Origin of the sequence: Streptomyces sp. NPDC096105 (assembly GCF_044763335.1) — a bacterium.
GTDB lineage: Bacteria > Actinomycetota > Actinomycetes > Streptomycetales > Streptomycetaceae > Streptomyces.
Map to the genome: position 1 here is coordinate 1 of NZ_JBIWGC010000041.1, position 12,946 is coordinate 12,946.

Genomic DNA, 12,946 nt, shown 5'->3' on the forward strand with positions numbered 1-12,946 from the left:
CGGTACGACAAACTCGCCGTCCGCTACGAAGCGACCGTGCTGGTCGCAGCCATCAACGAGTGGCTGTGACCAGCACTTTCACAACAGACCCTAGCGCACGCGGTCGGCGTGTTGCGGGGGTAGCGGCCCGGATGAGCGACAGGACCTGGGGGGCGACCAGGCCGCTGCCCGCGCCCTGCACCAGCCGGGCCGCAATCAGTGATGCGGTGTCGGGGGCACACGCGCCAGCCACCGAGCCCGCGGTGAAGACCACGGTGCCCGCCACGAACAGTCGGCGGTAGCCGTACCGGTCGCCCAGCCGTGCGGCGGGGATGAGCAGGCACGCGTACGTCAGGGTGTATCCGGCCAGGACCAGTTGCACGGCGCCGGAAGAAGCGTCCAGGCCGGCCTGGATCGAAGGCGCGGCGACCTGGGCGACAGTGACGTTGAGCAGTTGCACGAAAGTGGCGCTGAGCACCACCGGCAACACCAGGCGATGGCCGCTCACGGCAGCAGAGCCGCAGCGAGCTCACGGGGCCGGGCGGCGAACGGGCTGTGGCTGCCCGGGAGGGTGCGCACGGTGAACGGATTTCCGGGCATGGCCCGGTCGGCCTCCGCGATCATCAAATCCTGCACGGCCGGCGGCAGCGCCCGGTCGTCCGCACAGCGCAGGAAGGTCCGCGGTACGCGCCCCCAGCGTTGCGGAGTCACGATGACCGGCGTGGTCGGGATCGCCAGCGGCAGATCGGGGCTCAGTGCCGAGCGCCAGCGGTCGAAGCGGTCCAGAGCGGTGTCGTGGTAGTGGGTCTGCCGCAGTTCCTCGACGTAGGCGGGATCCTGTGAGAGCGGGTTGATCCGCACGGCGCCCAGTTCCCCGGGGTCGCCGAGGTTGAGGCTCTGACCTCGTGCCGTGGCGTTCTCGGGCGAGTCGAGATAGTCGAAGAATCGCGGCCGTCCGGCGGGCACGAAGGCCGAGAGGTAGACGATTTCGTCGACCAGTTCGGGTGCACTCTCGGCGGCCAGTGACGCGGGGCCGCCGCCCGCGCTGTGCGCGACGAGCACGACGCGACGGTGGTGGCGGGCCTGGCGCAGCGTGTCCAGTACGGCCTCGGCGCAATCGTCCATCGTCATGGTGGCGAGCGCGGACTTTTCGGTCAACATGCCCGGTTGGTCCGGCTGGAGGTATCCGCTGGGCAGCGGTGCGTCGAAGCCGTGCCCCGGCAGGTCGACGGCCATGCTCGCGGCACCGAGTCCGGCGAGTGCGCGCTGCGTCGCCGCCCACTGCCCGGAGCCGTGCCAGGCCCCGTGCACGAGGACGAAGACAGTATCTGCGGAGGAAGGATGAGTCATGACTGCATTCCACGCGGCCCGGTCTCGATCATCCAGTAAAAGATTTGGGAAGCTGATCGACGATACCTATGAGATATGACTGGAGGCTGACGTGGAAGCGCGGCACCTGAGGTACGCACTGACCCTCGCCGAGCACGAGCACTTCGGCCGGGCGGCCGCTGCGCTGGGCATCGCGCAGCCTCCGCTGTCCAAGCAGATCGCCGACCTCGAACGGGAGGTGGGCAGCCGCTTGTTCGATCGCACCCGCCAGGGGGTGTTCCCGACGGCTGCGGGCGCAGCCTTCCTCTCTCGGGCCCGCAGGGCGCTCGACGAAATCGCGGCGGCCTCGGTCGACGCGGCCAGGGCAGCACGCGGCGAGACGGGCCGGCTACGCCTGGGGTTCATCGCCTCGGCGCTGCTCGAACCCCTGCCGGACGTCCTCGGCCGGTTCGGTCGCGAACGGCCCGACGTGCGCCTGGAACTGCACGAGATGGCCACCAACCGCAGCACGGCGGCGCTCGTCGCGGGCGAACTGGACGTGGGGATCGGCCTCGGCCGGCCACGGGGCGTCGGGGCCGAGCAGTTAATATCAGTCCCGATCGGCCACGATCACCTGGTCGCGGTCGTGAGCAGCACGCACCCGTACGCGGGTCAGTCGTCGGTGGACGTGGACCAACTGCGGCAACAGCCGCTGATCGTGGCACCGGGCGAGGACGAGCCCGCCGTCGTCACCGGGCTGCGGGCCCTGCTGGGCAAGGACTCCCCGGCGCTCTCCGGCGCGACCGTCGCGAGGGACATCCACACCATCATCGGCCTCGCCGCCTGCGGGGTGGGTGTCGGCCTGGGCCCCTCCCGCATGCTGACGGCCCCACGACGGGGCACGTGGTTCTGCGAGGTGACCCCGCGCACCCCTCTGCCCGATCTCGTTCTGTCCTTCCTAACCCGGGACCGCTCCCCGGCTCTGAACGCCTTCCTCGACGTCATCCGCACGAACTGCCCCGACGTCGGTGCCGCGCTCGACCACCAGCTCGGCCCACTGGGATCACGAGGAGAAGACCGCCACAAGTGATGCGGTGTGGGCATCGGTCCCTGTGCGCATCACCTCACGCGGCACTGTCACGTTGGCTGACCGGTGGGATGATCTTCGGGTTGATCAACCTGGGAAGGGTCGTCCGTGAGGAGCGCGTCGCCGTCGTGCAAGGGTAACCGGTACCCGGTCGAGGTCATCTCCCACTGTGTGTGGCTGTACTTCCGTTTCCCGCTGTCGTTCCGCGAGGTCGAGGAGCTGATGCTCGAGCGCGGGATCGTCGTCTCCTACGAGACGATCCGCCGTTGGTGCAGCAAGTTCGGGCAGACCTACGCAGGCGCGCTGCGCCGTCGACAGCCCCAGTTCGGGGACAAGTGGCACTTGGACGAGGTCGTCATCAAGATCAACGGGCGATTGCAGTACCTGTGGCGGGCCGTCGACCAGGACGGGCACGTCCTCGACATCCTCGTGCAGAACCGGCGGGACAAGGCCGCAGCCCGACGCTTCTTCCGCAGGCTCCTCAAGAAGACCCGCACGCCACCGCGGGTGGTCGTCACCGACAAGCTCCGCTCCTACGACACGGCCCTCCGCGAGGTCATGCCCTGCGTCGAGCACCGACAGTCGAAGTACCTGAACAACCGGGCGGAGAACAGCCACCAGCCCACCCGGCAACGCGAACGGACGCTGAAAGGCTTCCGCTCCGTGGGCGGAGCACACCGGTTCCTCTCCGCGTTCAGCGGCACCTCACCCCACTTCCGGCCCCGCCGCCACCTGATGACCACCCCGAACTACCGCGCAGAAATGACCGTCCGCTTCGCAAACTGGAAGCACATCACCGGCGTCACCGGCCGGCCTGCCGCGGCCTGAGTCCAGGGCCGGCACCCGGCCCCACCACACCCGGCACCCCGTCAGGCACTCACACACCCAACAACGTGACAGCGCCCAGCTCACAGCCGCTTGCGCCGCCGCGGACGAACTCGCCCGGGCGGTGGAGGAAGTCTTCCCGCAGCATCCTGACGCGGAGATCATTCTCAGCTTTCCCGGCCTTGGCACCCAGCTCGGGGCCCGTGTGCTGGCCGAGATCGGAGACGATCGCACCCGGTTCGCCGACGCCCGTGGCCTGAAGGCCTACGCCGGCGCCTCACCCATCACCCGGGCCTCGGGGAAGAAGTCGAGCATCACCCGGCGCTGGGTGAAGAACGACCGTCTCAACCATGCGGCATACCTCTGGGCTTTCGCCTCCCTGACGGCCTCCATGGGAGCCAAAGCCCACTACCGACGCCGCCGCGACGAGCACTCCGACTGGCACGCCGCCGCCCAGCACAATCTCTTCAACCGGTTGCTCGGCCAGCTCTACCACTGCCTCAAGAACCGCCGACTGTTCGACGAACTCGCTGCTTTCCCACTTTCGGGCGAAGTACTTGGTGCGGCGACCGCATAGGTCGCGGACCGATCAGGCCGGAGATTTCACCCAGGGAGCCAGACGTTCCCCGACCGCGAGGTTCTCGCGCCAGTACCGGAAGACGGTCTCCTGGACGATGTCGAGCTGCCCAGCTGCGATCAGGCCGGAAGCGAGACTCGGCCCGCCCGCATCGGCCTCGAAGGCAACTAGTACGGGAGGCGCCTCGCCGACCTGCCGGGCAATGAGCCGGACCTCGTCAGGCGTCGGCGCACGAAACACAGGATCCTGGAAGGCGGCCGGGCACGTGACAAAGACCGGGTCGCCGAACACCAACTCCAGGCCGTGGGCATACGAGATGTCGTGCCCGGCGCCCAGACGCAACCGCCCGGGTTCCCAGGCGACAATGTCCCAGTCCCACCATGACCCTTCGGGAAGCTCAATCACAGCTCGTTGCCCGCCCTGGACCGCGCCGTCAATCGGAAATCACCAAACCAAACTCGCGCAGCCGCGGAAGGCAGACCTCCAGGCACGCCTCCAGAGAGACGGCGTCCGCGCGGACCAAGAGATCATCCCGAAGCGGAGCCCCGCTCGCGACGAAGGTCCAAGGCTTCGTCGCATCGCGCATGTGCTCGGCGTCGACCTTGAGCAACACCGTCACGCCCTGCTCTGCCAACGACTCCATGACCCGCACTACGTCCATCGCATCCCACCCCCTGCCTGAAATCGAACAGCCAGAAGGCTACACCGGCCTCTCACGACCCCGGCTTGACCGCTTGGCACCGTGAGGTGTCTACCGCCTCGCCAGCACCCGAGCACGAGCCGAAGCACCCGCCAAAGCAGGCTGAATCAGCGGGAGCAGATCACGCTGACAAGAGTGAACGACGCGTAGAACGGCCCCTGGGAGAGGCTGGCGAACCAGCGATGGCCGCGGTCTCGGTCGATGCGGCCCTCGTTGATGGCTTGCTGCATGTTGCGGCCGAGTCCCAGAGTGTGGTCCGCCTCTTGGAAGTCACAGAAGACAGGTGTCGTGGCGAGTACAGCTTCCACGCAGAAGCCTGCCTGTTCGGCGAAACGCGCAAGACTGCGTCCGATGGTCGCATGGCGGACCACTTCTGCAGTGGTGTAGCGAGTGAAAGCGCGGCTCGTCTCAAGATCCTCAGCGTCAACGATCAGGGTGTCCCAATCGGGTTCGGCAAGGCCGATTCGCGCGCCTGACCGAGTTGCACGATGGAGCTGCGCAAGAGCCTCTGCGGGGTCGACAACATGCATGAGGACTCGGTCAATCTTGGCCCGATCCACCGTGCCCGGCTCGACGGGGAGAGCGTGCACGTCCCCTTCACGGATCTCCACCCGGTGCAGATCGTTCGTGCGTTCGCGAGCCTGGGCAAGCATGGCCGGGTCACGGTCGACCCCAATCACTGTGCCCCTGTCTCCGACACGTTCTGCCAGCGCTGGCAGGTCTGTGCCCGGGCCGCATCCCACGTCCAGGACAGTCTGGCCTGCCTGAAGATCCAACAGGTCCAGCAACTGCTGCTTGTACGCGCGCCCGGCGTCGCCAGCGGCAGCCCGCAGCATGTAGGAAGCCTGATCGGGCCGGGGCACACCAAGAGTCGATGACATACAGGCCAGTCAAACACTCCGTTCCCCAGCTGACGTCATTTCTCGTCAACATCCACGACCTTCAAGATCATCAGCTGCCGCCCGAACCTGCAGACAAACGCTGCTGCGGGACTAAGAGGCCCTGTCTTCATGCTCGCGACCAGCCGCAAGCTACCCGAACGAGACACCGGTTCGACACCCAATCCTCAAGATCGAACGACAACGACTACTAAGCTCGCTGCGCAGAGGACTGCTGCAGGCGGGATCACGTCCCGCGACGTCCGCAGTTCCGTTCAAAGGATCATCAGTCGTCTTCAATCCCCAGCGGAGACGGGTCGCTTACCCAGGCCAGATCGAGGACATACCGTTCGGTATGGGAGGGTGTGTGCCTCCAGTCGTCCGCCAGGCGGGCTTCCGGTCCAGATGCGGCCAGATCGCGCAGTGTCGCTTCGTGATAACTGCCCATGGCCTGGCGGCCGGTCCACCAGGCCGTTCCCCGGTACACACCTGGGCGGGGCAAGGTCATGTCCCCGGCGGGACCGTAGCTGAGCTGGTTGACGACCAGCGCTCCGGTCTCGGACTCGAGGGTGATGGCGGCGTGGCCTTCGGCGTCTCCCGGAGCAGGGGGCGGTGCGTCCCAGATGCGGATGTCGACCTGGGCGGGGATGTCGGCCTGAAGGCTGTAGAGGTACAGGTGGTAGCCGTTGCCGGCCACCACCTGTCGGCGTGCGGCGTCCATGGCGGCTGCGTCGTCGAGGTAGGCGTCGGCGTCATAGACCTCGATGAAGCGACGGCCGGGGACGGCGTTGACGCTGTACTCGGACAGGAGCCCCATGAACGGGCCTTTCTCTCAGCGGGTGATCTTCACGTAGAACGGGTCGCCGTCCAGTATCCGGTTGAGGGTATACATCGTGTTGAGCCGACGTCCTCCTTCCTCATTGTCGGTTTTGTCGATCAGGCGGACGGAGTACCGGTCGTCGCCCTTGTTCGACCCTTCCTTGGTTGAAGCGAAGGGATACTCGTCGCACTGCAGGGACGTCCCGCTGTAGTCGCCCCAGACGTTGTTGCAGGTCGCGATGGACTTGTTGCGGTTTTTCTGCTGCTCGTCCGCGTCGATGAGCCGGTGCAGCGGCTCTGTCGCGCCGGGGACGGTCTTGTTCGGCCAGGACGGGAAGGTCCGCTCCGGCCGATTTTGCGCGTCGTAGATGTGCAGAACGCTTTCGTCGACATTCGGGTCGCTCTGGCTCATGCTCAGTTCGACGCGCAGGGGCCGTTGCATGATCGCGATCCGTCCGGAACGTCGTGCTGGTCCGGTCCTGGAGGGGACGTCCCGGTTCGGGCAGGGGGTGGACGCAGTGCAGGCACGGTCTCGGTGATCATGTGAGTGTCGAAGTCCCATGAACACCTGGCGAGTCCGTGCCTGCTCCTGCATCTTCTCCCATCCCCACCGCGCTGGACCAATTGGGCCGGACTGCCGCGCCGGTCCCGCTGGCGGACGCGGTCGCGCTGTCCGGTTTCCTGGGTCTGGTGCCCGATCCGCGAGGCGTCCGTGGCCGCCGCTACCGGTTGTCCGCCCTGGCCGCCGCGGCCGCTGCCAGTGTCCTGGCCGGTGCCCGCTCGCTCACCGCGATCACGGAATGGATCGGCGACATCCCCGCGTGGGCCTGCCGGGTTCTCGGCTTCCCCGTCGACCCGCTGACCGGCACCGTGTCCGTCCCGCACCCCCACACCCTGCGCCGTCTGCTCGTCCAGCTCGACGGCGACGCCCTGGACCGGGCGATCGGCGCCTTCCTCACCGCCCGCGCCACCCCGGCCGGCCCCGGACCGCGGGCGATCGCTGTCGACGGCAAGGCCCTGCGCGGCTCGCGCACCCACGTCACCGGGCACGTCACCCTGCTCGCCGCGATGGACCACACCGGCCACGTCCTGGCCCAGCGCCAGGTCACCGACAAGAGCAACGAGATCCCCGCCTTCCGGCCCCTGCTGGACAGCGTCGACCTGACCGGCACGGTCATCACCGCCGACGCGCTGCACACCCAGCACGCTCACGGCACCTACCTCCGCGAGCGCGGTGCCCACTACATCGCCCAGGTCAAGGCCAACCAGCCCGGCCTGTTCGACCGCGTCCGCCGCCTGCCCTGGCGCGAGATCACGCTCGACCACTACGACCGCACCCGGGCCCACCACCGCCTGGAGATCCGTCGGCTGAAGACCGCCGCCTTCGCCCACCTCGGCTATCCCGACGCCCGCCAGGCCCTTCAAGTCGTGCGTTGGAGGAAGGACTTCACCAGCGGCAAGCTCACCATCGAGCGCGTCTACCTGATCACCAGCCTGCCGCCCGGCGCGGTCACCGGCGCCCAGCTCGCCGACTGGATCAGAGGCCACTGGAAGATCGAAAACCTTCTGCACCACGTCCGCGACCGAACGTTCCACGAGGACGACTCCACAATCCATGTCGGCCATCTCCCGCGCATCATGGCCGGCCTGCGCAACCTCGCCATCGGAGTCCACCGCCAGGACGGCCACACCAACATCGCCGCCGCCCTACGTCACACCGCCCGCGACTGGCGAAGGCCCCTGGCCGCCCTCGGCATCACCGGATGAATCCGGACAGACCTCGATCATGCAAGGGACCCTGGTTCGACGCGGGCCTCGGTGAACACGGTTCCCTTGTACTTGCCGGCAACCGGTCCGGCGTAGTCGAAGCGGACGCCCGAGCGGTAGGCGTCGACTTCTGTAGAGCAATGCTCAAGACCTGTGGATCGGACTCGGGAGGGGTGCCTCGCGGAACGCGGAGGGCGTACCTTCCCGAGTGATCGACTTCTGGTCATCGAGTAGGCCCGCGTTGCAGCGCGGGTCGGGAAGGCACGCCCGTGCTGAGCGTAGTCAACGAGGACGGCACCACCCAGAGCGGCTCCCTGATGGACGACATCGTCCGTGAGGGCGCCCGTCGGATGCTCGCCGCGGCTCTGGAAGCCGAAGTCAACCAGTACATAGCCGAGTTGGCGGGCGAGCGGGACGAGGCCGGTCGCCGTCTGGTGGTCCGCAACGGCCACCACCGCGAGCGGACGGTGGCCACCGCCGCCGGGCCGATTGCGGTGAAGGCACCGCGGGTGAACGACAAGCGGGTCGATGGCGAGACGGGCGAGCGCAAAGGGTTCTCGTCCAAGATCCTCGCCCCCTGGTGCCGGAAGTCCCCGAAGATCAGCGAGGTCCTGCCCCTGCTCTGCCTGCACGGTCTGTCCTCCGGCGACTTCGTGCCCGCGATGGAGCAGTTCCTCGGCTCGGCCGCTGGGCTCTCGCCGGCCACGGTGACCCGGCTGACTAAACAGTGGAGCGACGACCACGCCGCCTTCCAGGACCGGGACCTGTCCGGATCCGACTACGTGTACGTGTGGGCCGACGGCGTCCACCCCAAGGTCCGCCTCGGCCAGGCCCGCTCCTGCGTCCTGGTCCTCATGGGCGTGCGCACCGACGGCAGCAAGGAGCTGATCGCGCTCGCCGAGGGCTTGCGCGAGTCGACCGAGTCCTGGGCCGACTTCCTGCGGGACTGCCGCCGGCGCGGCATGCGCGATCCCGAGCTCGTCGTCGGCGACGGAGCCATGGGTCTGTGGCGGGCCCTGGCCGAGGTGTTTCCGCAGGCCAGACATCAAAGGTGCTGGGTTCACAAAACCCGGAACGTGGTCAACGCTCTGCCGAAATCGGCCCAGCCCGGCGCGAAGAAGGCGCTGCAGGAGATCTACAACGCCGAGGACCGCGATCACGCCGAGAAGGCGGTGAAGGACTTCAGGCGTGCCTACGGCGGGAAGTGGCCCAAGGCCGTCAAGAAGATCACCGACGACGTCGATGAACTCCTGGCGTTCTACGACTTCCCGGCCGAGCACTGGGTCCACCTGCGCACGACAAATCCGATCGAGTCGACCTTCAGCACGGTAAAGCTGCGGACCAAGGTCACCCGCGGCGCCGGCAGCCCGGCCGCGGCCCTGGCGATGGTGTTCAAGCTCGCCGAGTCCGCCCAGGCCCGCTGGCGCGCGATCACCGCACCCCACCTCGTCGCCCTCGTCCGCAACGGCGCCCGCTTCGAACGCGGCGTCCTGGTCGAGCGTGAGCAAGAGGCTGCGGCATGAGTGAGCGCAAGGAACGCCCGCTGCTGTTCCTGGACGTCGACGGACCTCTCCTGCCGTTCGGCGACGGCCCGCAGCGCGAGCCGTCAGGCACCGCGACAGATTCGCACCTGACGCGGCTCGACCCGCGCGTCGGGCCTCGCCTCGCGGCACTGCCGTGCGAGCTGGTCTGGGCCACCACCTGGGAGGAGGAGGCGAACACCGACATAGCACCGCGGCTCGGCCTGCCACCCCTGCCGGTCGTGCACTGGCCGGAACCCTCCGACGAGCATGAACGCGAGGACCAGTGGTACGGGCTCCACTGGAAGACCCGAACCTTGGCGGCATGGGCGGACGGACGCCCGTTCGTCTGGGTCGACGACGAGATCACCGATGCCGATCGGGACTGGGTGTCCACCCACCACCCCACCCCGGCCCTCCTCCACCGCATCGCGTCATCCCGCGGCCTCACCAACGAAGACTTCGCGATCCTCGATCAATGGCTGCGGGCCACTTGAGGCTCCCGCGGTGATCCACAGGAATTGACAATTGCTCACTCGCCGCAGTTCGAACCCGTACTGGAGAAAGTCCGCGTGCCCCGCATCGGACCGGGCCGGCCACGCGTCCGCCCTGATCGGGTCCGCGCAGACAAGGCGTACGCCTCCCGCAGAAACCGCGCCTACCTGCGCCGCCGCGGAATCCGCTGCACCATCCCGGACAAGGCCGACCAGGCACGCAACCGCCAGAAGCTCGGCTCCTGCGGCGGCCGGCCACCGCATTTCGACCCGGTCGACTACCGCGAGCGCCATGCGGTCGAGTGCGGGATCAATCGCCTCAAGAGGCACCGCGCTGTCGCCACGCGATACGACAAGCTCGCGGTCCGCTACGAGGCGACTGTCCTCGTCGCTGCCATCAACGAGTGGCTGTGACCCTCGGCCGTTACGCGGTAGGATCCACGTTCCACGTCTCCGGCAGATCGCTGCCGCAGAAGACGCAGACGAAGTCGTCCTCACGCGATGTTGTGCTCCTGGCAGTCAGGGCACCGCCGGAACACCACCTCGTGGGTGAAGCCGGAGGGCTGCCCGAGCCCTACATGGTCCAGAGCACGGGCGACTGCCGACCTCAGGTGACGGGGACGTTGACGGCTTGCCTCATGGTGGGTGGCGGGGGTGGTCCAGGCCGGGCGGGGACGCCCCGCACGCCCTTGGGAGGCCGTGGTGCTTGCTGGGGAGTTTGAGGGGCGGGGGTGAGGTCGCTGTCATCGAGCCGCAGGGTGAGCAGCGGCCCGTCGAGGATGCCCGTGTCGAGTACGGCTCTGGTGTGGCGCGCTGTCGCTTCCAGTACCGGGACGAGGCCGGGGAATTCTTCGCTCGATGCGTCTAGCCGCCCCTGCACTGCATCCCACCAGGGGTGTGGAGGACGAGGTTTGGTGCCGGTGGCGCCCGGCTCGAACCGCTCGGTGCACTGTCCGTCCCGCCAGTAGGCGAAGCCGTTCATACCGTCCCCGCCTCGCAGTACGCTGAAGGTCTCCGTGCCGCGGGACAGCGCGGACAACGGGCCGGACATGCATCCCATGACCCCGTAGTCCTCAAAGCAGAACGACCAGTCACCCGTCCGCCCTGCCCGCAGTACCGAACCCTCCGGCAGGTCGTCACCGGCCAGCTGGGCGGCCTGCTGCCGGGTGAGAAGCCGGGCGGTGCGGGCGTCGGCTCCGTAGCGGGCGAGCACTTCTTCAGGAGTGATGCCGTAGGTGATGGTCACGCACCACATCACGGCGCGCGGATCCTCGGCCCATGCCCATGGCCCGGTGGTGGAGTTTTTCACTGGGGCTCCTTCGGGTTTGCCGGGCGGGGCCCCGAGCATTATTTTCGGGGCCCCGGCGTAGTGCTGCTGTCTCCTCTGTTACTCGATGACGGAGACGTTGTACTTCTCGATGTCGAGGATGCGCGCGCTCTTCACGAGCGCACCATACTTGCCGCCAGCAGACGAATTGGCCTCCCCGGAGACGTGGGCACGCACGCACGGCTCTTCGTAGGTGAACGGCTTGTCAGTCCGAGCCGGATAGATCCACCATGCCCCGTCCTCGTACCGCGGGATGATGTCGGCGCACAGAGCGCCGTCGGTCCCTCCCTCGAGGGAGCCGGCGAAGGGGAACTCGTCACAGGTGTCCCCCAGAACTTCATCGTACATATGTACGAACGGGTCGCTGCTTCCCTCCTCGCAGGTCCGCTTCCGGTTGGCTGTGTTGAGGCCGTCCGCCCGAGTCAGCGGGGCCCAGTCGCGCAGGCGGCCCTGAGCGAAGCTGTAAGCCGCCGAAGCTGCGGCGTGCTTCGGGTCGGACAGCGAGTATTTGAGGCTGGCGCGAATGTCGGAGAAGACGCAGCCGGGTGTGGTGAGCTCGGCGTCGCAGCGAAGATTGGCCTGGTACGGGAGCTCCCAACTGACGTTCGGCTTGGTGGGGGTGGTGCCCGTCGCGGTGATGTACATGTGGTATTTGGTGCGGATATTGTCCCGCATACCGGAAGCTACATTGCTGGTGTAGGTGACCGATCCGGATGCCTCTGCGCCCTGGCCGAGGGTTTTTGTCCCAGTCCAGGGGCGGTTGTTGGTCGGGGAACAACTCGAGGTGCAGTCCACGTCGAATTTGATATTGACGTTGCTTACGGCATTGGTCACCTTGGTCACCTTGACGGTGATCAGTTCGTTCCAGGTGAGGCTGTCGTACCTGAGGTTCATGCTGCTCTTGACGTCTATTAGAGCAGTACCCAGGACGGCGCCCTGTTCGTCGCTGAGCGTGAAGGTCACTTCCTTGCCGTTCAGGCATATGCCTTTAGTTCGTTCCCAGGTCCACTTGCCCGGCTTGGTTATGTCGCAGGCTTCGACAGTGTCGGCCTCCTCGGCAGTCCGCGCCGTTACGGTGCTGGATGCCTTCATCGGCCTTGTCTCGACGCACGCCTTGACCGCGCCACCTAAGGCCGCACGTTCGGAGGCGGCGACGGGAGAACACGATTCCTCGATACTAACCATTGCCTGGCCACGCTCAGGCTCCGTCGGCAGGTCAACGGTCTTGGCGACACCGAGCGCCTGCTGTCTGTTCTCCGGCTGCTGGGCTTCGTCAGCAGCCTTGGCGCTACCTGCCAAGGAAAGAGAGGCTACTGCTGCCAGCGAGGCTGCTAATGAGGACAGCCGCCGGGCGTGACGATTCATCAATTTCTCTCCCTCGTGCACACTCAGGACACCCGAATAGATGCGCGGGATTCGTGAGGGATCCTACGGACGGCTGTGGCGCAGGTGTGCGGAGTGACTGAAAAATGATGACGGGGAATCACCTTTTGGCTCAGAAAGCCCTTTTGTGGTTGCTGTAACTGTAACGCATCCCAAACTGCTGGGTAATTGAAAAAAGCCATCCGGTTACTGAGGTTGAACTCGTGATGTCGGCTTCGGTGATCAGGGGTTGATGGTCAGTCCCGTCTCGGCGAGGCAGCCGTCTATGAGGTGGCTGCGGTA

15 protein-coding genes and 1 pseudogene are annotated in these 12,946 nt (G+C 67.0%); 7 read left to right on the top strand and 9 right to left on the bottom strand.

Going from position 1 to position 12,946, the window contains the following annotated elements; all coding sequences use genetic code 11:
- Window positions 1-52: 52 nt before the first annotated feature.
- The gene (locus ACIQ8B_RS32555; protein WP_403551897.1) at window positions 53-487 is read right to left on the bottom strand and encodes an MFS transporter; all 435 of its coding nucleotides are present in this window, start codon (window positions 485-487) and stop codon (window positions 53-55) included.
- Entirely contained in the window at window positions 484-1,329 is an 846-nt protein-coding gene (locus ACIQ8B_RS32560; protein ID WP_403551900.1) for an alpha/beta fold hydrolase, read from the bottom strand. The genes ACIQ8B_RS32555 and ACIQ8B_RS32560 overlap by 4 nt, the downstream gene beginning before the upstream one ends.
- A 91-nt stretch (window positions 1,330-1,420) precedes the next feature.
- Between ACIQ8B_RS32560 and ACIQ8B_RS32565 the strand changes: the two genes are divergently transcribed.
- From ACIQ8B_RS32565 to ACIQ8B_RS32575, 3 genes and pseudogenes are all read left to right on the top strand, one after another.
- Window positions 1,421-2,377 (top strand): LysR family transcriptional regulator, encoded by a 957-nt coding sequence (locus ACIQ8B_RS32565; protein ID WP_403551902.1) that lies wholly within the window; start codon window positions 1,421-1,423, stop codon window positions 2,375-2,377.
- 105 nt (window positions 2,378-2,482) lie between these two features.
- Window positions 2,483-3,202, top strand: a complete 720-nt coding sequence (locus ACIQ8B_RS32570) for an IS6 family transposase (RefSeq protein WP_403551904.1) — start codon at window positions 2,483-2,485, stop codon at window positions 3,200-3,202.
- Window positions 3,203-3,278: 76 nt separating this feature from the next.
- A pseudogene (locus ACIQ8B_RS32575) lies at window positions 3,279-3,776 on the top strand (transposase); the annotation flags it as partial.
- A 12-nt stretch (window positions 3,777-3,788) separates the two neighbouring features.
- Here the strand turns inward: ACIQ8B_RS32575 and ACIQ8B_RS32580 are convergent.
- The 5 genes from ACIQ8B_RS32580 to ACIQ8B_RS32600 all read right to left on the bottom strand — a co-directional run bounded on the left by ACIQ8B_RS32580 (window position 3,789) and on the right by ACIQ8B_RS32600 (window position 6,615).
- Window positions 3,789-4,181 (bottom strand): hypothetical protein, encoded by a 393-nt coding sequence (locus ACIQ8B_RS32580; RefSeq protein ID WP_403551906.1) that lies wholly within the window; start codon window positions 4,179-4,181, stop codon window positions 3,789-3,791.
- 28 nt (window positions 4,182-4,209) lie between these two features.
- Complete coding sequence (locus tag ACIQ8B_RS32585) at window positions 4,210-4,437, bottom strand: hypothetical protein (protein ID WP_403551908.1); 228 nt, start codon at window positions 4,435-4,437, stop codon at window positions 4,210-4,212.
- 146 nt (window positions 4,438-4,583) lie between these two features.
- A complete protein-coding gene (locus ACIQ8B_RS32590) occupies window positions 4,584-5,312 on the bottom strand; it encodes a methyltransferase domain-containing protein (RefSeq protein WP_403551910.1) in 729 nt (242 codons plus the stop codon).
- Window positions 5,313-5,640: 328 nt separating this feature from the next.
- Entirely contained in the window at window positions 5,641-6,171 is a 531-nt protein-coding gene (locus ACIQ8B_RS32595) for a hypothetical protein (RefSeq protein ID WP_403551912.1), read from the bottom strand.
- A 15-nt stretch (window positions 6,172-6,186) separates the two neighbouring features.
- A complete protein-coding gene (locus ACIQ8B_RS32600; protein ID WP_403551914.1) occupies window positions 6,187-6,615 on the bottom strand; it encodes a NucA/NucB deoxyribonuclease domain-containing protein in 429 nt (142 codons plus the stop codon).
- A 182-nt stretch (window positions 6,616-6,797) separates the two neighbouring features.
- Between ACIQ8B_RS32600 and ACIQ8B_RS32605 the strand changes: the two genes are divergently transcribed.
- The 4 genes from ACIQ8B_RS32605 (at window position 6,798) to ACIQ8B_RS32620 (ending at window position 10,368) form a co-directional block, all read left to right on the top strand.
- Window positions 6,798-7,940, top strand: a complete 1,143-nt coding sequence (locus tag ACIQ8B_RS32605; protein WP_403551917.1) for an ISAs1 family transposase — start codon at window positions 6,798-6,800, stop codon at window positions 7,938-7,940.
- A gap of 269 nt (window positions 7,941-8,209) precedes the next feature.
- On the top strand, window positions 8,210-9,463 hold the full coding sequence (locus ACIQ8B_RS32610; protein ID WP_403551919.1) for an IS256 family transposase: 1,254 nt from the start codon (window positions 8,210-8,212) through the stop codon (window positions 9,461-9,463).
- Window positions 9,460-9,957, top strand: a complete 498-nt coding sequence (locus ACIQ8B_RS32615; protein WP_391664422.1) for an HAD domain-containing protein — start codon at window positions 9,460-9,462, stop codon at window positions 9,955-9,957. The genes ACIQ8B_RS32610 and ACIQ8B_RS32615 overlap by 4 nt, the downstream gene beginning before the upstream one ends.
- 24 nt (window positions 9,958-9,981) lie before the next feature.
- Window positions 9,982-10,368: a transposase gene (locus ACIQ8B_RS32620; protein WP_403551921.1), complete on the top strand. Its 387-nt coding sequence runs from the start codon at window positions 9,982-9,984 to the stop codon at window positions 10,366-10,368.
- A gap of 193 nt (window positions 10,369-10,561) precedes the next feature.
- On the opposite strand, the gene ACIQ8B_RS32625 is transcribed toward ACIQ8B_RS32620, so the two are convergent.
- The gene (locus tag ACIQ8B_RS32625; RefSeq protein WP_403551923.1) at window positions 10,562-11,263 is read right to left on the bottom strand and encodes a DUF6461 domain-containing protein; all 702 of its coding nucleotides are present in this window, start codon (window positions 11,261-11,263) and stop codon (window positions 10,562-10,564) included.
- Window positions 11,264-11,341: 78 nt separating this feature from the next.
- Window positions 11,342-12,646 (bottom strand): hypothetical protein, encoded by a 1,305-nt coding sequence (locus ACIQ8B_RS32630; RefSeq protein ID WP_403551925.1) that lies wholly within the window; start codon window positions 12,644-12,646, stop codon window positions 11,342-11,344.
- Window positions 12,647-12,946: the final 300 nt, after the last annotated feature.